This is a genomic window from Maribacter sp. 6B07, assembly GCF_002700155.1.
In the GTDB taxonomy this organism is placed as follows: Bacteria; Bacteroidota; Bacteroidia; order Flavobacteriales; family Flavobacteriaceae; genus Maribacter; species Maribacter dokdonensis.
In genome coordinates this window covers 83,507-105,371 of sequence record NZ_PDUT01000001.1, presented here as the reverse complement: position 1 = coordinate 105,371, position 21,865 = coordinate 83,507, and the positions used below count along the sequence as shown (strand labels likewise).

The 21,865-nt window shown below is 36.6% G+C and carries 18 protein-coding genes and 1 tRNA gene; 9 read left to right on the top strand and 10 right to left on the bottom strand.

Annotation, left to right across the window (positions count from 1 at the left end; genetic code table 11):
- Nucleotides 1–6: 6 nt before the first annotated feature.
- The 4 genes from CSC80_RS00415 to CSC80_RS00400 form a co-directional block, all read right to left on the bottom strand.
- Nucleotides 7–1,320 (bottom strand): carboxypeptidase-like regulatory domain-containing protein, encoded by a 1,314-nt coding sequence (locus CSC80_RS00415; protein ID WP_099188992.1) that lies wholly within the window; start codon nt 1,318–1,320, stop codon nt 7–9.
- A 106-nt stretch (nt 1,321–1,426) separates the two neighbouring features.
- Nucleotides 1,427–2,170, bottom strand: coding sequence for a 23S rRNA pseudouridine(2604) synthase RluF (gene rluF, locus CSC80_RS00410; RefSeq protein ID WP_099188990.1), 744 nt, complete (start codon nt 2,168–2,170; stop codon nt 1,427–1,429).
- 19 nt (nt 2,171–2,189) lie between these two features.
- The gene (locus CSC80_RS00405) at nt 2,190–3,320 is read right to left on the bottom strand and encodes a serine hydrolase (protein ID WP_099188988.1); all 1,131 of its coding nucleotides are present in this window, start codon (nt 3,318–3,320) and stop codon (nt 2,190–2,192) included.
- Nucleotides 3,321–3,335: 15 nt separating this feature from the next.
- Nucleotides 3,336–3,575 carry a hypothetical protein gene (locus tag CSC80_RS00400; protein ID WP_058104287.1) on the bottom strand — a complete coding sequence of 80 codons (240 nt, stop codon included), beginning with the start codon at nt 3,573–3,575 and terminating at the stop codon, nt 3,336–3,338.
- A 207-nt stretch (nt 3,576–3,782) separates the two neighbouring features.
- Between CSC80_RS00400 and CSC80_RS00395 the strand changes: the two genes are divergently transcribed.
- The 6 genes from CSC80_RS00395 to CSC80_RS00370 all read left to right on the top strand — a co-directional run bounded on the left by CSC80_RS00395 (nt 3,783) and on the right by CSC80_RS00370 (nt 13,275).
- Nucleotides 3,783–4,682, top strand: a complete 900-nt coding sequence (locus tag CSC80_RS00395; RefSeq protein WP_099188986.1) for a peptidylprolyl isomerase — start codon at nt 3,783–3,785, stop codon at nt 4,680–4,682.
- Nucleotides 4,651–6,111, top strand: coding sequence for a peptidylprolyl isomerase (locus CSC80_RS00390; protein ID WP_236973290.1), 1,461 nt, complete (start codon nt 4,651–4,653; stop codon nt 6,109–6,111). The genes CSC80_RS00395 and CSC80_RS00390 overlap by 32 nt, the downstream gene beginning before the upstream one ends.
- A gap of 3 nt (nt 6,112–6,114) precedes the next feature.
- Nucleotides 6,115–7,068, top strand: a complete 954-nt coding sequence (locus tag CSC80_RS00385; protein WP_058103455.1) for an AAA family ATPase — start codon at nt 6,115–6,117, stop codon at nt 7,066–7,068.
- A gap of 364 nt (nt 7,069–7,432) precedes the next feature.
- Nucleotides 7,433–10,207, top strand: coding sequence for a bifunctional aconitate hydratase 2/2-methylisocitrate dehydratase (locus CSC80_RS00380; RefSeq protein ID WP_099188982.1), 2,775 nt, complete (start codon nt 7,433–7,435; stop codon nt 10,205–10,207).
- A gap of 161 nt (nt 10,208–10,368) precedes the next feature.
- Nucleotides 10,369–12,642 (top strand): aconitate hydratase, encoded by a 2,274-nt coding sequence (locus CSC80_RS00375; protein WP_074672858.1) that lies wholly within the window; start codon nt 10,369–10,371, stop codon nt 12,640–12,642.
- Nucleotides 12,643–12,720: 78 nt separating this feature from the next.
- Complete coding sequence (locus tag CSC80_RS00370; RefSeq protein ID WP_099188980.1) at nt 12,721–13,275, top strand: TlpA disulfide reductase family protein; 555 nt, start codon at nt 12,721–12,723, stop codon at nt 13,273–13,275.
- Between the two features lie 4 nt (nt 13,276–13,279).
- On the opposite strand, the gene CSC80_RS00365 is transcribed toward CSC80_RS00370, so the two are convergent.
- The 6 genes from CSC80_RS00365 to CSC80_RS00340 form a co-directional block, all read right to left on the bottom strand.
- Complete coding sequence (locus CSC80_RS00365; RefSeq protein WP_058103451.1) at nt 13,280–13,726, bottom strand: sterol desaturase family protein; 447 nt, start codon at nt 13,724–13,726, stop codon at nt 13,280–13,282.
- Nucleotides 13,726–14,565 (bottom strand): phytoene/squalene synthase family protein, encoded by an 840-nt coding sequence (locus CSC80_RS00360; protein WP_074672864.1) that lies wholly within the window; start codon nt 14,563–14,565, stop codon nt 13,726–13,728. The genes CSC80_RS00365 and CSC80_RS00360 overlap by 1 nt, the downstream gene beginning before the upstream one ends.
- Before the next feature lie 6 nt (nt 14,566–14,571).
- Nucleotides 14,572–16,029: a phytoene desaturase family protein gene (gene crtI, locus CSC80_RS00355; RefSeq protein WP_099188978.1), complete on the bottom strand. Its 1,458-nt coding sequence runs from the start codon at nt 16,027–16,029 to the stop codon at nt 14,572–14,574.
- An 11-nt stretch (nt 16,030–16,040) separates the two neighbouring features.
- A complete protein-coding gene (locus tag CSC80_RS00350; protein ID WP_071341675.1) occupies nt 16,041–16,940 on the bottom strand; it encodes a MerR family transcriptional regulator in 900 nt (299 codons plus the stop codon).
- Nucleotides 16,941–17,050: 110 nt separating this feature from the next.
- Nucleotides 17,051–17,134 (bottom strand) — tRNA-Leu (locus CSC80_RS00345).
- An 84-nt stretch (nt 17,135–17,218) separates the two neighbouring features.
- Nucleotides 17,219–18,064 (bottom strand): AraC family transcriptional regulator, encoded by an 846-nt coding sequence (locus CSC80_RS00340; protein ID WP_099188976.1) that lies wholly within the window; start codon nt 18,062–18,064, stop codon nt 17,219–17,221.
- A 132-nt stretch (nt 18,065–18,196) separates the two neighbouring features.
- On the opposite strand from CSC80_RS00340, the gene CSC80_RS00335 reads away from it, so the two are divergent.
- From CSC80_RS00335 to CSC80_RS00325, 3 genes are all read left to right on the top strand, one after another.
- Complete coding sequence (locus CSC80_RS00335) at nt 18,197–19,114, top strand: dihydrodipicolinate synthase family protein (protein WP_099188974.1); 918 nt, start codon at nt 18,197–18,199, stop codon at nt 19,112–19,114.
- A gap of 117 nt (nt 19,115–19,231) precedes the next feature.
- The gene (locus tag CSC80_RS00330) at nt 19,232–20,815 is read left to right on the top strand and encodes an aldehyde dehydrogenase (NADP(+)) (RefSeq protein WP_099188972.1); all 1,584 of its coding nucleotides are present in this window, start codon (nt 19,232–19,234) and stop codon (nt 20,813–20,815) included.
- 34 nt (nt 20,816–20,849) lie between these two features.
- Entirely contained in the window at nt 20,850–21,857 is a 1,008-nt protein-coding gene (locus tag CSC80_RS00325; protein ID WP_099188970.1) for a 4-hydroxyproline epimerase, read from the top strand.
- The last annotated feature ends 8 nt before the right edge of the window (nt 21,858–21,865 follow it).

Here is a 21,865-nt window from a genome sequence, read left to right as displayed (position 1 = left end):
CAACTTTTAACGGGCGGCAGCCGCGCCGTTGTCTATTTTTCCTCTACGTAATTGTCGTTGTATTTTTCTAATGGCAGACTCAATAGATTTTTCTGGTTCTATTATATTGTATTCGCCCCAAAAGTCTGGATCGGCAAAACCTAGTGCTTCGTCACTTAATATGATAGAAGATTTCATTCTATCCTTTGATCTGGGTATGGCGTTGGTCAAGTTTTGTTCCCAGTCCGTCACGGCCATTTCACAGCTCATACTATACACTGAATTGAATAGTCTTTTATCCCAGTTGACTTTAAATTCAAGAAGAACATTGCTGTAACCATAATACCATTTTCCATTCTTTTCCCTGTAATCTACACGGTAAGATACTTCTGTTGGCCAGACCTCTGCATTTTTTGGTTTCTTACGAACAAACATTTGAGAAGCAAGGCGCTTATCGGTAATATTCAAAGAGTAAATGGCACTGGTTAGAATTTTATTTTCAGCATCTATATATAATTTCCCTTCATATAACGGATCAATAATTTCTGGCTTTTGCTTAAAGTCTATTACATAAATAAGTTGGTCGTTTACTCGCGTAGAAGTATCAAAAGAGAAATCATAATAGTTTAATGTTTCTGGGGTAAATATATATTTAGGGTATTTTACCATGTCCACGAACAAAGTGTTGAACGGTCCGCCTTGTAATTTTAAGGCAACGGTATCAAGTTTTGAATAATCAGTGCTTTTACGAGCCTTGTATAATTCAAGGGCATCTGTTCTATTAGAGGAGTATGGTGTTTTGTAAACGTTTACAACAGCTTCTGAAAGACTTACATTTGTTCTTCTTTTTTTTATGGTTTCCCTGTAGAATGCTGTCATCACCGTATTTTCATCTAAGTAATTGCTCCCTTTTTTATCTAAGGTCTCTTTTACTAAAGCTTCAGCATCGTTAGGGGCATCTATTTGCGCTTCGGATAATGCCATAACAAACTCTTCCATAAAGATTTTGTTCTTCTCCGGTTGTAAATCGGCTATATTCAATTGCTTGGTCTTGTAACCTAAGAAAGCAATAGTTAAGCTGTTTCCTTTAAATTCATTGGGTACTTTTAAAGAAAATTGACCCTCTGAATTTGTAATGGTGGTGACATTGGTATTGTCAACCGTTAGGGTGGCAAATACCAGGGTTTTCTTGCTGTCAGCGTCTAAGACTTCTCCTGTATACTCAGTGAAATTAATGTTTTGGGCGACCATTGCTTGGGTTCCTAATCCCAAGCAGCATAAAAGAATTAAAACATAGTAAACGCTAAGAGGCTTTTTAATATTGAAGTTGTAAGTTGACATGGTGCAAATTTTTTACTTAAAATAATGATTTTTAGTGAATTAAGCTAATTATTTAACCATTATTCATTTTGTTGATGTGGAATTTTTGGAGTTATGGGAACAGACTTTATTTTTTTCCATCAAACGTTTTTGAAGAAGTGCTTACCAATCTATTGATCTCTCTTAATTCCTCTTCGGTTAAATCTCTCCACTTTCCAACGGGTACATCTAGTTGAACATTCATGATCCTAATACGTTTTAGCTTTTTTACCCGATAATCCAAATATTCGCACATTCGCCTAATTTGTCTATTAAGACCTTGGGTCAATATGATCCTGAATTGATAAGTGCTAACTTCATACACCTCACACTCTCTGGTTACTTGGTCAAGAATAGGAATGCCTTTTCGCATTCTGTTCAGAAAATCGATCGTTATCGGTTTGTCTACCGTTACCAAATACTCTTTTTCGTGATTGTTACGGGCACGTAAAATCTTATTTACAATGTCGCCGTCATCGGTTAGAAAAATAAGTCCTTCACTGGGTTTGTCCAATCTGCCTATTGGGAATATACGCTTTGGGTAATTGATAAAATCAATTATGTTGTCCTTTTCTACACCGGTGTCGGTAGTGCAAACAATACCTACAGGTTTGTTGAATGCTAAATAGGTTGACTTGCCTTTGGGTTCCTTGATCAGTTCCCCATCTACTTTTACGATATCTCCAGCAGAAATTTTGGTTCCCATTTCCGGTACTTGACCGTTAATGGTTACCCTACCTTGTTCTATAAGTTTATCTGCAGCCCTTCGTGAACAAAAACCCGCTTCACTTAAGTATTTGTTAATTCTGGTTTTACCGGCATTATCTTGCATAGTCAACTTCTTGTTTCTATTATTTTTTTCTCTGTAGTTCTTGTTGATATATTTCGCGCCCTAATTGTGCTAAAAATGGAATGCCTATTTCATCATACTCATATACATCATCATTGAATATACCATCTTTATTGACCAATATAGTGGCTGTCAATAGAAAATCTATATTATTTTTTGTGTCCTTAATGTAAGCGCAATCAGTTAATGTTCCATAGGCAAACCCAACTTTGTTATATATTTTGATATGTTCTGGTATATCATCTTTAGAGTCGCCAAAAAGAAAAAACTTACAGTAGCTATCGTAATATTCTTTTTTGTCATAACCCATTTCTTTTGGTACTGTGTGCATAGCATTTAACAGGTGATCGCGCTGCTCTTTGTTTAAATGAAATTGTTCATTTAAATTAAAATTCTCTGGAAAAATAATTCGCTTTAATAGGTTATGCTGAGCAGATAAGGGATAATAGTTTTTTTGCTTAAAGCTAAATGGCTTGTTAATATATTCATCATTTTCATAATATCCTTTTCCCTTTTCTATTTCAAACAATGCTAAAGGTTTTGGCGTTTTGTTTAAAATGGGTTGTGTTATACCGGTGGTAGAATCATTAAGGTAAATAATGATGGGTTTTGTTCTTAAATCTTCTGAATGAAAACCAAGTCTATGTGAGAGCCTAACAGGAGCTATGCCTTTATTTTTTAAACTTTGGTTGATGGTTTCAAAACCTAAAAATTCTATTAATCTATTATTGGCTAAATTATCACTGACGGCAAATATCTCATTGACATCATCTGCAACGGTACTTTCAATAGTGTCACCTTCTATGTAATATTTGGTGTGTATGGTAAGGGTGTCGGTCTGGTTTATTTTTTCCATTGCCAAAACTGCGGTTGGAAATTTTACCGTACTGGCCGGATAAAAGTATACACTGTCACTTACCTGAAAATCATAGTCCGTAAATAGCACACTGTCATTTCTTCTATCAATTTGGGTGTACCTAATTTGAACCTGATATTTCTCAATACTGTCCATCACCCTTTTAATACTAATGTCTTTTGAAGCTAAGGCCGTCTCAAGAAAATTTGGATTTTGTTGCTCGGCGGTGCAAGAAACTAATATGAAGCAGCAAATGAAAAGTAAACAATGTTTCATGTAATAGGTGTCAGATTAAGGTGTGTAGACTTCACCTCTGTGCGGTTTTAATAAATCTCTTACCTTGATCATTTCATTTTCTTCAACGACCATGAAGGCTGTGCTGTACATGTCATTGATTTCATTAAAACCGGTAATGTTAAGTGCGGTTTTTTCTAGTGCTATAAATTCATTGAGGTGCTTAACATGGTGCTCTGCGGTCTTAAGTGCCGTAGGACCTCTGAAATCCCAAATTAGTTTTATTTGTCGGTTCAAAAATGTCTTGTATTGGTTTATAAAATAAGTAAGCAAATTTACCGAAAAAACCTTAGCCCGTTTACTATTTAAAGGTTGATTGCAATTTTTAAAAATAGCTGTGCTTATTGATTATTAGGTATTTGTTTATATTGTAACTCCCAAAAAAAGGTGTTAAGTAAATCATTAAGCACTTGCACACGATTTGGTAATTGCTATTTTTGCTCGATGTTTTCTAAGAAATCTAAATTATTGTTCAGCAGGTTTTACCTTTTACTTGGTATAGGTCTTATTGCTATTGTCTATACCTCATGTGAAGGTATGTTTAAAAAAGAGGAAGAAAGAAAGGCTATTGCTAGAGTAGGCGAGTCCTTTTTATATAAAGAAGACCTTGCTCCACTGATTACGGAAAATATGTCAAAGGCAGATAGCGCATCATTCGCTACAAATTATATTAATAATTGGGCGTCTAAACAATTACTGCTGTCCAAGGCCAAAATAAATTTATCCGAAGAAAAACTTGCGGAATACAATGCTCTGGTAGATGATTATAGAACCGAGCTCTATACTAGTGTGTATAAAGAAGCTTTGGTGGCCCAAGCAACGGATTCGCTAATAACATCGGAACAACTTCAAGCTTTTTACGAGCGCGCCAAAGAGAATTTTAAACTAAAGGAACCTATTGCCAGAATTAGATTCGTAGCCTTGCCCAAAGGATTTTTGGACAAAGATGAAGTTGGTAAGCGTTTAAAAAGATTTAAAGAAGATGACCTACGTTATTTAGATTCTATTGGGGTTCAGTTCAGTAAACTGAATTTTAACGATTCAATTTGGGTAAGAAATACAAGAATATTCGAAGAAATACCTCCAATTACCGCAGAGAATGCCAATAGGTACTTAAAAAATTCACAATTTTTTGAATTAGAGGATTCAATCGGGGTATATTTGGGAAAAATAGTAGAGACAAAGGATATTAATGAAATTGCTCCGTTGTCATTTATTAAGCCTACCATAGAACAAGTTTTATTAAGCCGTAGAAAGATGGACTACCTACGCAAACTAGAAACTGAATTATTAGATGAAGCAATCAAGGATAATGAATTTGAAGTTTTCGAAAACAAAAAATAGTATTTACATAGGGGCATTGCTGCTTTCCGGTTTTGCTATCGCGCAAGATTCAATACCAAATGCAGAGGCAGATCAAGCCCAAGCAATGGAAGCTGCTGAGGAAGCCGTTACAGTAAAAAAAGATTCATCTAACAATTTTAAGAGAATTAAATTAGATGGTATTGCCGCTGTTGTGGGTGACTATGTAATATTGGATTCTGATATTGAAAAAACGCTGATCGATCTTAAAAGTCAAGGTGCTTCCACTGAAGATATTACACACTGCGGGCTTTTAGGTAAGTTAATGGAAGATAGGTTGTATGCCAACCAAGCCGTTCAAGATAGTATTCTGGTCTCTGATGATGAGGTAAATGCTACTGGCGACCGCCAATTACAATCGTTGGTACAGCAGATCGGATCTATGGACAAGGTGTTGAAATACTACAAGAAAACAGACGAGGCTAGTTTTAGGGAAGAGCTTTATAAGATCAATAAGTTGCGTATGTTATCTGAGCGTATGCAGCAAGATATCATTAAGGAAATTGAAATTACACCGGAAGAAGTTCGTCAATTCTTTAATAAAATTCCTGAAGATGAACGTCCTGTATTTGGCGCTGAGTTAGAAATTGCACAAATTACCAAAGAGCCAGAGCCTTCTGAGGAAGAGAAGCAAAAGGTGGTTGATAAGCTAAACCAGATTAAGGCAGATGTGGAAGATAATGATGCTAGCTTTAGTGTAAAAGCTATTCTATATTCTCAAGATCCAGGATCTAAATCAAAAGGTGGTTTCTATAGTATTACAAAAGATACCGGTTTTGATAAGAAGTTTAAGGATGTGGCCTTTAGTTTAAAAGAAGGTGAAGTTTCTGAGCCTTTTGAAACTGTTTTTGGCTATCATATTATTTACATAGAAAAAATTAGAGGTCAAGAATTGGATTTGAGACATATATTGATCCAGCCAGAAATATCTCAAAATGTGTTGGATGAAGCTAAGGCTGAATTAGACACTATTCGTCAAAAGATTATGGATGGGGAATTTACATTTGCTGAAGCTGCATTGAATTTTTCTGACGAAAAGGAAACAAAATTTGATGGCGGACTTTTACGTAATCCTGTAAATTTCGATTCTAAGTTTGAGCTTACAAAAATGGATCCTACCCTTTACAATCAGGTTCAAAATTTAAAGGATAATGAAATAACGTATCCGGTATTGGAAGAAGATCCAAGAGGAGGTGCACCTAAATATAAAATCTTAAAGATTACCAATAGGTTTGATGAGCACGTAGCGGATTTCTCAAAGGATTATACAAAGATTCAAGAGCTGGCACTTACAGAGAAAAAGTACAATGCCATTAAAAAATGGATGGACGAGCATATTAAAGATACCTACATCAGCGTTAATGACGAGAACAAAGATTGTGATTTCGCTAATAATTGGGTAAAAAAGTAATATATGTCAGACGTTGCAGCAATTGAACGCCTAGTAGTAAAACATGCTGAGCTTAAAAAAGAAATAGCCAAGGTCATTATTGGTCAAGATGAGGTTATTGAACAAATTCTGCTTTCAATTTACACAGGAGGGCATTCATTGCTGATAGGAGTGCCAGGGCTGGCCAAAACTTTAATGGTGAATACCATTGCCCAAGCATTAGGACTAGACTTTAAAAGAATACAATTTACGCCAGATTTAATGCCAAGTGACATTCTTGGTAGCGAGGTTCTAGATCAGAACAGAAGTTTTAAATTTCTTAAAGGCCCTATTTTTTCCAATATTATTTTGGCGGATGAAATCAACAGAACTCCACCAAAGACCCAAGCAGCACTTTTAGAGGCAATGCAAGAGAGAGCTGTGACCATTGCCGGTCATCAGCATAAATTGGAACTGCCATATTTTGTTTTAGCTACGCAAAACCCAATTGAACAAGAAGGTACTTACCCTTTGCCGGAAGCACAGCTAGACCGTTTTATGTTCGCGATAGAATTAAAATACCCTTCTATAGCAGAGGAAATTAAAGTGGTGAAAAATACTACTTCGAACACTAAGCAGGTGATCAATGCGCTTTTTAACGCTAAAGATATCATTGCTATTCAAGAATTGGTGCGTAGAATTCCTGTTGCGGATAATGTAGTGGAATATGCTGTAAAGTTGGTAAATAGTACAAGGCCTAATCTGGAAACAGCATCAGAATATGTAAAACAATATTTAGATTGGGGTGCAGGGCCAAGAGCCTCTCAAAACCTTATTCTTGGAGCTAAGGCCAATGCGGCCATTCATGGTAAATTCTCACCAGATATAGAAGATGTGCATGCCGTTGTTAAAGGAATTTTACGCCATCGTATCATTAAAAATTATAAAGCAGAGGCAGAAGGTATCACTGAAGAGGATATTATTGATAAGCTGCTTTAAAAAAATTCCACCTTTTTCTGCACTTTTTCAAGGATATAAACATTTTTGATATGAAAAATGTTTGATATCTATCTACTTTTTAAAGGATTTGAGAAAAAGTCCGCAATCATACTTATTTAGTTTTAAATGCGTTCTTTATTACGTAATTTTACGAAATTGCGTTAACTTAAATGAACTAGCAGATGACATTTGATTTTGATACCATTAGAAGACCAAGTAATATTCTAATCGAATAAAACATTCAACAATCAATTAATCTGTCCATTTGTAGTAATAGTGTTCTTATTTTCCACAAATCTTCAGAGAAAATTATGAAGTCGCTATTTCACTATTATATCCAATTAAATATACAAATCACTTATTAATGAGCATTTATAAAGATTACCTTAAGGAGATTGAAGAACGTAAAAGTCAAGGTCTTCATCCAAAGCCGATAGATGGCGCTGATTTACTTAGCAAGATTATTGAACAAATTAAAGATGTAGATAATGAGTATAGAGAAGATTCTCTAAATTTCTTTATTTATAATGTGTTACCTGGTACTACTAGTGCTGCAGGTGTAAAGGCAGAATTTCTTAAAGAGATTGTCGTTGGTGAGTCTGTCGTGAAGGAAATTACGCCGGCTTTTGCATTGGAGCAGTTGTCGCATATGAAAGGCGGTCCGTCTATTAAGGTATTGTTAGATGTTGCTTTAGGTGATAACAAAGAATTGGCGTTGCAAGCCGCAAAGGTTTTAAAGACACAGGTGTTTTTATATGAGGCGGATACAGATCGTCTAGAAGAAGCACTTAAAAACGGAAGTGAAATAGCTAAAGATATTATTGAAAGCTATGCACAAGCCGAGTTTTTTACGAAACTACCGGAGATTGAAGAAGAAATAGAGGTGGTGACCTACATTGCCGGTGTTGGTGATATTTCAACCGATTTACTTTCTCCAGGTGGTGATGCACATTCAAGATCTGATCGAGAATTGCATGGTCAATGTATTTTTGAGCATAACAAAGAAATGCAAAAAGAGGTACTTGAACTAAAAGAAAAGCACCCTGATAAACGTGTAATGCTTATTGCGGAAAAAGGAACAATGGGTGTTGGTTCTTCAAGAATGTCCGGTGTAAACAATGTTGCATTGTGGACCGGTATTTCCTCAAGCCCATATGTACCATTTATCAATATTGCCCCGGTAATTGCGGGAACTAATGGTATTGCTCCAATTTTCTTAACAACCGTTGGTGTAACCGGAGGTATAGGATTGGATCTTAAAAACTGGGTACAGCAAAAAGATGAAAATGGTAACACTATTGTTGATGAAGACGGTGAACCAATTTTAAAACAGATGTATTCTGTTGCCACGGGTACTGTCTTGACCATAAATACAAAAGAGAAAAAATTGTATCATGGTAAAGTTGAGTTGAAGGATGTTTCTGCAGCATTTACACCACAGAAAATGGAGTTCATGAAAGCAGGTGGTTCTTATGCTGTAGTTTTTGGAAAGAAACTACAAACTTTTGCCTGTAAGGTTTTGGGTATAGATGTACCTCAAGTATATGCGCCTTCAAAAGAGGTTTCTATTGAAGGACAAGGATTGACCGCGGTAGAGAAAATATTCAATAAGAATGCAGTGGGTACTTCTGGAGCTACTTTGCATGCGGGATCATATGTTCGTGCAGAAGTAAATATCGTAGGTTCTCAAGATACCACTGGTTTAATGACATCGCAAGAATTGGAAATGATGGCTGCCACGGTAATCTCTCCAATTGTTGATGGTGCATATCAATCAGGTTGCCATACGGCATCTGTTTGGGATGATAAATCAAAAGCCAACATTCCTAGGCTTATGAAGTTTATGAACGACTTTGGTTTAATTACAGGTCGTGATCCAAAAGGGGTGTATTTTCCAATGACGGATGTAATTCATAAAGTATTAAATGATATCACCGTGGGTGATTGGGATATTATTATTGGTGGAGATTCTCACACCCGTATGTCTAAAGGTGTAGCCTTTGGTGCTGATTCTGGTACCGTTGCTTTGGCATTGGCTACAGGTGAGGCTTCTATGCCTATTCCTGAGTCGGTAAAAGTTACCTTTAAAGGGCAAATGAAGTCTTACATGGATTTTCGTGATGTAGTTCATGCGACACAACAACAAATGCTAAAGCAGTTTGGTGGTGAAAACGTATTTCAAGGTCGTGTAATCGAGGTTCATATTGGTACTTTAACAGCTGATCAAGCATTTACCTTTACTGATTGGACAGCAGAGATGAAGGCTAAGGCATCTATCTGCATCTCTGAGGATGAGACATTGATAGAATCTCTTGAAATTGCTAAAGGCCGTATTCAGATAATGATTGATAAAGGCATGGATAACGCCAAGCAAGTTTTAAAGGGACTTGTAGAAAAAGCGGAAACCAGAATTACTGAGCTTAAAACCGGTATTAGACCATCATTACGACCAGATGCTAATGCTAAGTATCATGCAGAAGTTATTATCGATTTAGATGAGATAGCTGAACCAATGATTGCTGATCCAGATGTAAATAACGAAGATGTTTCCAAGCGTTATACGCATGATACTATTAGACCTTTATCTTACTATGGTGGAACCAAAAAGGTGGACCTAGGTTTCGTAGGGTCTTGTATGGTGCATAAAGGCGATATGAAAATTTTGGCTCAAATGTTGAAAAATATTGAGGCACAACAAGGCAAAGTAACCTTCCAGGCGCCATTAGTTGTAGCACCACCAACATATAATATTGTAGACGAGTTAAAAGAAGAAGGTGATTGGGAAGTACTTCAAAAGTATTCAGGATTTGAATTTGATGATAGTGCACCAAAAGGATTGGCACGTACTAAGTATGAAAACATGCTTTATCTAGAAAGACCAGGCTGTAACCTTTGTATGGGTAACCAAGAAAAAGCAGAGCCAGGAGACACGGTTATGGCTACATCAACTCGTTTGTTCCAAGGAAGGGTCGTAAAAGATTCTGGTGAGAAAAAAGGAGAATCTTTATTGTCTTCTACCCCTGTAGTGGTGCTATCTACCATTTTAGGAAGAACGCCAACTATGGCAGAATATGAAGCAGCGGTAGACGGTATTGTTTTAACGAAGTTTAAGCCATCAACAAAACAGTTGGTGAGATAATACATTGTATATAGCATAATGGAAAGCCCGGGCATGTTTGCTCGGGCTTTTTTTCTTCCATTTTTTATAATCATTCTTAATTTCATATGCGCTCTTAAATTCAACGTACATTTCGTATCTTGTACGGATAAGATAGATTAACAATTTTATAAATAAATTTTATGGCTTTTGACATAGATATGATTAAGAAGGTTTATGCTTCCATGGCGGAACGTGTAGACAAAGCAAGAGAGGTAGTGGGCAAACCACTTACTCTTTCAGAAAAGATTTTGTATTCTCATTTATGGGATGGTAGCCCTACTGAAGCATTTACCAGAGGAAAGGACTATGTAGATTTTGCTCCTGATCGTATTGCTTGTCAAGATGCTACGGCACAAATGGCGTTATTGCAATTTATGCAAGCTGGGAAGCCAAAAGTTGCAGTACCTACTACAGTTCATTGTGATCACTTGATCCAGGCTAAAAGTGGGGCAACTGCAGATTTAAAATCTGCCAATTCCACAAGTGCTGAAGTTTTCGACTTTCTTGAGTCTGTTTCAAACAAATATGGAATAGGTTTCTGGAAACCGGGTGCAGGTATTATTCACCAAGTGGTATTGGAAAATTATGCTTTCCCTGGTGGTATGATGATCGGTACCGATTCTCACACCGTGAACGCAGGTGGTTTAGGTATGGTCGCTATTGGTGTAGGTGGAGCAGATGCTGTTGACGTTATGGCGGGTATGGCTTGGGAACTTAAATTCCCAAAATTGATCGGAGTAAAATTGACCGGTAATATTTCTGGTTGGACCGCTCCTAAGGATGTTATTTTGAAAGTTGCCGAAATACTAACCGTAAAAGGTGGTACCGGAGCTATAGTTGAATATTTTGGTGAAGGAGCCAAAAATCTTTCTTGTACCGGTAAAGGTACTATTTGTAATATGGGGGCTGAAATAGGTGCTACGACGTCTACTTTTGGCTATGATGAGTCTATGGAGCGCTATTTAAGGGCTACGGATAGAGCTGATATTGCAGATGCCGCTAATAAGGTTAAAGAACATTTAACTGCAGATGCTGAGGTGTATGCAAATCCAGAACAATATTTTGACGAGGTAATCGAAATTAACCTTTCTGAATTGACTCCGTTATTGAATGGACCATTTACACCCGATCTTTCTACAAAAGTGGGTAGTGATATGACAGAAAAGGCTACATCTAATGAATGGCCGTTGGCTGTGGAATGGGGACTTATTGGTTCTTGTACAAACTCCTCTTATGAAGATTTGTCTAGAGCTTCTTCAATTGCACAACAAGCTATTGATAAAGGATTAAAAATGAAAGCGGAATTAGGGATCAATCCTGGTTCTGAGCAAGTAAGATACACGGCAGATAGAGATGGTATTCTTGGAATTTTCGAGAAATTGGATGCTAAAATTTTCACGAACGCTTGTGGACCATGTATTGGACAGTGGGCGCGTTATAGCGATCCTAAAAATGCACCAAAGAACAGTATTGTACACTCATTTAATAGAAACTTTGCCAAAAGAGCGGATGGTAACCCTAACACGCATGCCTTTGTTGCATCGCCTGAGGTAACTGCTGCAATAGCTATTTCCGGTAGGTTGGATTTTAATCCAATGACCGATAAGTTGATCAACGAAAAAGGTGAAGAGGTGATGTTCGATGAGCCAACTGGTTGGGAGCTTCCTCCAAAAGGTTTTGAGGTTGAGGACGCTGGTTATCTGGCTCCAAAAGAAGATGGATCTAGTGTTACCGTAAAAGTTGCTTCAGATTCAGAAAGATTGCAATTATTGGAACCGTTTACTCCTATTAAGGATGAAAGCTTAATGGGTGCAAAATTATTGATTAAAGCTTTTGGGAAATGTACTACAGACCATATATCTATGGCAGGACCGTGGTTGCGTTTCCGTGGTCATTTGGATAATATCTCTAACAACTGTTTAATTGGTGCCGTTAACGCATTTGGAAAGAAAACCAATATGGTCAAAAATCAATTGACCGGTGAGTATGGAGGTGTTCCAGATACGGCACGTGCATACAAAGCGGCAGGTGTAAGAAGTATTGTAGTTGGTGATCATAACTATGGAGAAGGATCTTCACGTGAACATGCTGCTATGGAGCCTCGCCATTTAGGTGTAGCTGCGGTAATCGTGAAATCATTTGCACGTATTCATGAAACAAACCTTAAAAAACAAGGTATGTTAGGCTTAACATTTGCAAATGAAAATGATTACGACCTAATACAAGAAGACGATACTTTTAATTTTATTGATATTGCGGATTTTGCGCCAGATAAGCCTTTAACGGTAGAAATAGTGCATGCTGATGGTAGTAAAGATGTAATTAAAGTAAACCATACCTATAATGCCGCACAGATTGGTTGGTATAGAGAAGGTTCAGCTTTAAATGTGATTAAGAGAGAAAACGCATCTTAATACAACCTTTTAAAATTTATAAGGAAAACTCCTGATATTATTCAGGAGTTTTTTAGTTTTGACCCCTAGCTTACTTTTATGAAGAGACAAACGGTTTTTACCTTATTGATCATTGCATTCGTGCTTTCTTTTTTTGTGACACCCTTGGGTGATTATAGCAAAATTATGCTCAACAGGTTTTTTGCCACTTCACCAACCATAATTAAACCGGAAAAAAGAGGTAAGATTACTGACTATGACTGGAAGCTTAAAGATGAAAATTGGAAGTTTTTTAATTTTGATGAGGCAAAAGGAAAAGTAGTATTTATTACATTCTGGACATCGTGGCACATGCCTTCTCAAGCACAATTAAAAGATGTGCAATACTTGTATGATACGTATGGCGACAAGATGAAATTCTACGTGATTACGAATGAGGAAAGAGCCCCTGTAGATTTATTTATGGATGAACAAGGTTATACATTTCCGGTAACCTACCAAATTATTGGTGAGCCTAGTCCTATAGGCTTATTAAAGCCACCCGGATCATATCTAATTGATAAAAATGGAGCTATCGTTATACATCAAAACGCAATTGCAGATTGGGATAATGATAAGATAGATAAGCTATTAAATAAGTTAATTGCGGAATAACCAATTACTTTTTAAAGTATTTAAAAGGAACAAATAGCATTCCAAAACATTCACCATCACCTTTGCCTAAGTGTTTATGATGCATTTTATGTGCTCTTCTAACACCTCTACTGTACCAGTTATTGGCATTTCTAAACAACTTAAAACGTTGATGGATAAAAATGTCATGCACTAAAAAGTAAGCAATACCATAGGCCAGAATTCCAAACCCCAACGGGTAGCCATACCAAAAACCTGTAGTGCCTGAATAAAACAATGACATACTTACAATGGCATAGAAAATAAAGAACAGGTCATTTCTCTCGAACCAAGAGTCATGATCTTTTTTATGATGATCTTTGTGTAAACTCCAAAGAAATCCGTGCATTACATATTTGTGGGTAAACCACGCCATGAATTCCATAAATAGAAAAGTGCCTAAAAAAATCAATATCCAAATAACAATATCCATTACACTAAGTTCATTTTAAATTTAACGTATGAACGGGCCAATAGTCCAAATTTCTGGTAATTAGGCACCCTTATACGAGCATTCTTTATTTCTAAAGAGGGAGTGCCCTGTAGTTTTTTGAGTAACTTAAAATAATATTTGTAAGCGGTATAAACACCAAATTTTGCTTCAGCTGGCAGCCCTACAATACCTTGGTATCCTAATTTAAAGTCTTCTTTTATTTCTTCAACAATGCGTTTTTTAGAGGCTTCGTCCAATTCCTTCAAATTGGTATTAGGAAAGTAGGATCTGTTCAATTCTTCGAAGTCGGCTTTTACATCCCTTAAGAAATTCACTTTTTGAAAAGCAGAACCTAAAGCCATGGCAGATTCTTTTAACTTGTTATAAGCTTCTACATCACCTTTAACAAAAACTTGCAGGCACATGAGACCTACAACATCTGCCGACCCATAAATATATTCTTTGTATTCGACATCTGTTCGGTATACATTCTTAAAAAGATCCATACGCATACTTTTCATGAAAGAATCTACAAGGTGCTTGGGAATATTATATGTGTGGTACGTATGTTGAAATGAGTTTAAAATTGGGTTTAGACTAATTCTGTCTTGTAAAGACGCCTCCAATTCTTGCTCAAATTTATTAAATAAGACTTCTTTGTCATAGTCATGAAAAGTGTCTACTATTTCATCTGCAAAACGTACAAAGCCATATATATTATAGATATGACTACGTATAGAAGGGTGTAGCATCTTTGTGGCGAGAGCAAAAGAGGTACTATATCGTTTGGTTACGATTTTACTACATTGGTACGAAACTTGGTCAAAAGTATCTTTCATAAATTACTAATTATCCTTTATAATTAATTCTGACACTAGTTTACCGGAGATTAAGGCTGGGGGTACTCCTGGTCCAGGTACAGTCAGTTGCCCTGTAAAATATAAATCACCTACTTTTTTACTTCTAAGATTAGGTCTTAAAAATGCCGTTTGGGTCAAGGTATTTGCCATGCCGTAGGCATTACCTTTATAAGAATTGTACCGATCAATAAAATCATTGACACAGAAAGTTTCCTTGAATATAATATTATTTCTAATGTCTTGGCCTGTTCTTTTTTCAAAACGATCCATAATTAAATCAAAATACTGATTTCTTAAAGCCTCGGTATCTTCTAGGTCAGTGGCAATGGGCACTAGAAAAAAACCTGTTTCACAACCCTTTGGGGCCATGCTGCCATCTGTTACCGATGGGAAATTTGCATAGAACAAAGGATTTGTAGGCCATTGTGGTTTGTCATATATTTCTTTGGCATGTAGTTCAAAATCGGTATCAAAAAACAGATTGTGATGTTCTACATTTTTCAATTTTGTATTGAACCCTATATAAAATAGTAAAGAAGATGGTGCGAAAACCTTTTTCTCCCAGTACGTCTTACTATACTGCTGATATTTGTCTTCTAGCAAACTTTCAGAGTGTTGATAATCTGCACCGCTCAGTACTTTGTCTGCGTGATGAACTTTGCCGTTACATATAATACCGGTGGCCTTGCCATTAGTAACTTGTATTTGTTCTACCGTTGCATTGGTGTTTATAACGACTCCTAATTCTTCTGCCAAATTTTTCATTGCTTTTATAACTTCGTACATACCACCTTTTGGATGCCAAGTACCTAAGCCAAAATCAGCAAAATTCATAAAATTGTAGAAAGAAGGCGTATTGCTTGGCTTTGCACCAAGAAACAAAACAGGAAATTCTAAAGTAGAAACCAATTTCGGATTTTTAAAAGACTTACGAACTTGTGAGCTAATGGTTTTAAAAAATTGATCAATTTTTAGAATAGTTTCTTTCGTAACCAATTCTAACGGTGAAAGACCTGGTCTTAGAACTACTTTGTTAATGGCAATGTCATAATTTTCCTGTGCTTTATCAATGAATTTTTTTAGTGCTTTTGAGCTTCCCGGCTCTATTCGTTCAAATTCATCACAAATTTTGGACATAGAATCACCAATAGTAATTACATCGTCACTGAAGAAAATTTTATAGGCAGGACTAAGTTTGTCCAGTTGATAATAATCCGAGGTTTGTTTATTGAAATCGGCAAAAAATTTATCAAAAATATCGGGCATCCAATACCAACTTGGACCCATATCAAAAGTAAATCCGTCTTTTACAAACTGTGAAGCCCTACCGCCAACAGATTCATTTTTTTCAAAAATGGAAACATTCCATCCATTTTTTGCTAAATAGCAAGCTGCAGATAAAGATGAAAATCCCGAACCTATTACTACACAACTTTTCTTCATTATTCTACAGATTATAAATTACTGACCAAGCTATCTATAGAGGTAAAAGTTCTACAGTAATTTGGCTTAACAGCGTCGTCAATAAAATTGATCTGTCTGCCCAAAATCCAGAAATTTGGATTTTGATAGTCCGCAACCAACTTGCTGAATTCTTCCAAATATTTATTTACACGATCCTTTTCTGGAAAAATAGTAAAGTATGAGACAAAATAGATGTCATCAAAATACTTAAGTACATCTTCTAAATTTTCTAAAGGTATCGTGGGGCCCAAGTAAATACACTTATAACCTTTCAATATAATTTCATAGTTAATATAGAGCAACCCAATATCATGAATTTCGTTTTCTGGTAAGAAAGCTACAAAAACCTTATCTGTCTTTGTTGGTTCCAAGTGTTGTAATTTTTCAATATTCAGTAGTATCTTTTGTTTGATAAGACTGCTCATAAAATGCTCATGAGCAGGACTGATCGTATCTGTCTGCCATAAAAGACCAAGTTCGTTCAACAGGGGTACAAAGGTTTCCTTGAATATTTCCCTAAAGGAATTTTCACTTAGAAGGGCATTATAAGTATTGAAAAACATGGTTTGGTCAAAATTGACCATGGCTAATTTAAATGCGTTTATCGCTTGGCTTTTGTGACTATGTTTTGCTACAATTTCACGAACAACATATGGTATTTCTTTATCTGAAATTTTAGCAATTTTAGATATTTTGTGACCATTGTTGTAAAGTAACGTCACATTAAGCAATTTCTGTAAGCTAGCTAGACTATACGTTCTAATATTAGTATCTGTGCGTTCAGGAGATAAAAGATTATATCTTTTTTCCCAAATTCTAATGGTGTGTGCCTTAATACCAGAGAGGTTCTCCAAGTCTCTAATACTAAATTGTTTTTTTACATTGTTCATGTTTTTTGAAAAAGGATTAAACAAATCTACAATTTATTAAAACGCCTAGCAGCACCAAAAAGTTAAAATTATCAAAATAAAAAAAGGTTAGACCTTGGTCTAACCTTTTGTGCCCACGACTAGATTCGAACTAGCACGTCCTTGCGAACACTACCCCCTCAAGGTAGCGTGTCTACCAATTTCACCACGTGGGCAAATGTGAAGTTTGTTGGATGGCAAATATAGAAACCTATAGTTCAAATTAAAATATATTAACCATAATTAATATGCTAATAGTTTTAAAATGAAAGAGACTGTTGGTAATGGGTTGGGGTAACACCTTTAATTTTTTTGAATTTTTTATTAAAGTTAGATATGGAATTGAAACCAGAAAGGTCTGCTACCTCATTAATGTTCAATTCTTTGTTTGAACTTAGCAGTTGACAAGCATGTGCTACACGTAACTCGATCAGGTATTGAAAAAATGTTTTGTTGGTACGTTGTTTAAAAAAGCGGCAAAATGCATTTGGTGTCATATAAGCCATTTTAGCAATTTGCTCTAACGAAATAGGCTGATGGAAGTTCTTCAACACAAAATCGAACACAATCTGTAAACGTTCACCTTCATTACTACTTAATGACTTGGAATAAACAAACCGACTCAATGTTTGCGTATTTGCTCGCCCTAGTTCATCTAATAATTCTAAAAATAAAATAAAGCGCTTAAGTTTATTTTGAGAGCTCAATTTTACAAGTTGCTGAGCAATTTTCTTTTGGTTTGTTTCTACTTTAAATCCTGCAGTGGCATTACTAAAAAAGGTTTTAAACTCATTAAAATAGGGGAGTTTAAAAAAATCTGCACCAAAAGACCGGGAAGTAAAGAACACGGTAATCATATGCGCGTCTTGTTCATTGAGAACACTTTTAAATACGTGAGGTAAGTTACCGCCTATTACGAAAATATCTCCTTTTGAAAATTGATGGACACTATCGCCTACCAATAACTTACCACTACCATTTATAATATGACTTATTTGAATTTCTTCATGTTGATGAAGTTTATTATAGAAAATAGGCTCTTTATCGACCTGAACGATTAAATGTTCATTTATAGGTTTTGGTATTTTAAAGGGATACACTTTCATGTGCATCTAAGTTAACACTTTATATTTTATATGGAATAATTACATGGTAATATAGTATCAGGTTTAGGTAATATGAATACACTTGATTGGTAAAGCCCATCTTATTTTTGGGTATTATCAAAAGAATATAAAATGAGTATATCATGGACAGGCGTTATGCCGGCAGCAACAACAAAATTTACCGATAAGGATGACTTGGATCTAGACATGTTTTCGGTCAATATAAAAGCCCAGTTAGAGGCAGGAGTGAGTGGAATAATACTTGGAGGTACTTTGGGAGAAGCAAGCACACTTACGTATGATGAAAAAAAGGTTTTAATGAAAGAAACCGTGCAGTTGGTAGAAGGTAAGGTGCCGGTTATTATCAATATTGCAGAGCAAACTACTAAAGATGCCAAACATGCGGCAGAGGTAGCAGAAGAATGCGGTGCTACTGGATTAATGATGTTGCCACCAATGCGGTATAAAGCTAATGATTATGAAACGGTAACGTATTTTAAGGAAACGGCAAATAGCACAAAATTGCCCATTATGATCTATAACAATCCTGTAGATTACGGTATAATGGTCACATTGGAAATGTTGGACGAGTTAATGGTATGTAGTAACATACAGGCTGTTAAAGAATCAACAAGAGATATATCAAATATTACCCGTATAAAGACAAGATTTGGAGATAGGTTAAATGTACTGACCGGGGTTGATACGCTTGGGCTGGAAAGCACATTAATGGGTGCCGATGGTTGGGTTGCCGGATTGGTTTGTGCATTTCCTGCCGAGACTTGTGCCGTCTTTGAATTGGCAAAGGCAGGTCGTATAAAAGAGGCATTGGATATTTACCGATGGTTTTTGCCATTGTTAGAGTTGGATATTAGTCCGCAATTGGTACAGAACATTAAAATGGCAGAAGTTGCTACGGGTATAGGCACAGAAAATGTTAGGGCACCTAGGTTACCTTTAGTAGGAGCTGAAAGAGAAAGAGTAGCTGCTATAATAAAACAGGGTATAGCTACAAGGCCTACATTACCAGATTATAAGAAATTGGCTTAAATTTTAAAACTCATACTAAAATATGTTGCGCCTGAAACTTTAGTGAAATGTAAACAGAATGTAGAAATTTGTTACGGGTACTTTCTTTACTTTTGGGTAACACGATAAAAATAAAAAATGATCAGCGGTACAAATGCAATAGGGAATAAAGCTTCTAGACAAGGTGAGAAAACGTTCAAGACTTTTGATCCTAAAAATAATGAGAACACGGAATGGACATTCTATGAGGCTACAACTAATGAAATCAATGAAGCAGTTGCTTTGGCAACGGATGCCTATGCAGTTTATAAAGATTATTCAGGAGAAAAAAAAGCTGAGTTTTTAGAAGCTATTGCAGATGAAATAGAAGCTTTAGGGGATGAGCTGATAAACACGTATTGCAGAGAGTCTGGTCTGCCCCAAGGAAGAGCGGTTGGCGAGCGTGGCAGAACTATGGGGCAATTGCGAGCTTTTGCAACCTTGATTAAACAAGGGTCATGGGTAGAAGCCGTTATTGAAAAAGCACAACCAGATAGAGAGCCATTGCCAAAATCTGACATAAGAAAAATGCTATTTCCGTTGGGTCCAGTAGTGGTATTTGGTGCCAGTAATTTTCCTTTGGCGTTTTCTACGGCGGGTGGAGACACGGCAAGTGCTCTAGCCGCAGGATGCCCCGTAATCGTAAAAAGTCACCCTATGCATGCTGGTACAGGTGAACTGGTTTCTTCGGCGATCATTAAAGCGGCGAAGAGGACAGGTATGCCCAATGGTGTATTTTCTAATTTAAATAGCAGTGGTATTGAAGTTGGCCAGCAGTTGATAAAACACCCAAAAGTAAAGGCCGTAGGTTTTACCGGAAGTATACATGGTGGAACCGCACTTTATAAATTGGCTAACGAAAGAGATGAGCCAATACCGGTATTTGCAGAAATGGGAAGTATAAACCCAGTGGTTTTGCTGCCATCGGCATTAGAACAAGAAGGTGATACTTGGGCAACTAAATACGCTTCGTCAATTACTTTAGGTGCTGGTCAATTTTGTACAAATCCGGGATTGATTTTAGGAGTACAAGGAGAACATCTTAATGAATTCATAGATGCTTTGTCTAAGGAGATTCTAAAATTGGAGCCAACAACCATGCTTCATCCTAATATATATGCTAAATATGTGGAAGGTAAAAAGGAACTTTCGGAGCAAGATGGAGTGGTAATTACTGCCGAGTATAAGAAAGATGTCAATGTTAATAGTGGTCAGCCTTTAATTTTAAAAGTAAGTGGTTCGGATTTTTTAGCGAATACAAAATTGCATAAAGAGGTATTTGGACCTTTCTCTATAGTGGTCATGTGTAAAGATGGCGCTGGGATGGAAGATATCATCAACCATTTGGAAGGTCAATTAACGGGAACAATTTTGGGGAGTGAAGAAGAACTGGAATTGAACGCTGGAGTTGTGGATGCATTAAAGGGCAGAGTAGGTCGCATACTGTTCAATGGTGTACCCACAGGTGTAGAGGTAAATTCTTCTATGGTGCATGGCGGACCATACCCAGCTTCTACGGATTCTCGTTTTACTTCTGTAGGTACATCGGCTATAAAAAGATGGGTACGCCCGGTGTCATATCAAGATTGGCCTAATAGACTTTTGCCAGATGCACTGAAAAATGAAAATCCTCTAGGTATAACACGTCTTATTGAAGGTGTTTATACAAATACGGAAATTTAGGTTCAGCTATATGTAGTTTAAGATTTTAGTAATTATGGCCAGTAGTACTTTTGTTTGTATTGATGCCCACACCTGTGGTAATCCCGTTAGGGTGATAAAACATGGCGGACCAAATTTGGTTGGTGCTACAATGAGCGAAAAGCGACAGCACTTTTTAAAAGATTATGATTGGATCAGAAAAGGGCTTATGTATGAACCGCGCGGTCATGATATGATGAGTGGTAGTATATTTTACCCTCCAAGTAATCCCAATAATGATTTTGGTATTTTGTTTATTGAAACCAGTGGTTGTCTACACATGTGCGGGCACGGGACCATCGGGGCAATTACTATAGGTATTGAAGAAGGGCTAATTGTGCCAAAAACACCTGGTATTGTCCGTATGGAGACTCCTGCAGGATTGGTACATATAACATACAAGCAAAATGGTACTAAAGTAGACTGGGTAAAGCTGACCAATGTAAAATCATATTTAGCTGCTACAGATTTGACTATAGAATCTTCATACCTGGGTGAATTGACTTTTGATGTTAGTTATGGGGGTAATTTTTATGCCATTGTGGACCCACAAAAGAATTTTAGTGGAATACAAGATTTTTCCGCAAGCCAGTTAATTCAATATAGTCAAGAACTCAGGGAAAACATAAATGCTAAATATCCCCAAATGTTTATTCACCCAGAAGATGCTACCATAAAGAATGTAACCCATATGTTATGGACGGGAAATACTATCTCTGAAAAGGCTAACGCCAGAAATGCGGTATTTTACGGTGATAAAGCAATAGATAGGTCGCCTTGCGGTACAGGTACTTCTGCTAGAATGGCACAATGGCATGCAAAGGGGAAATTAAATGTGGGTGAAGATTTTGTTCATGAAAGTTATATAGGTTCACAATTTATTGGTAAAGTAGAAGAGGAGACCACCCTAGCCGGCAAGCTTGCGATTATACCCAGCATAAAAGGTTGGGCAAAAATTTACGGAAAGAATACCATTACCATAGATGATGATGATCCCTATGCTCACGGATTTCAGGTCATATAAATTATAGA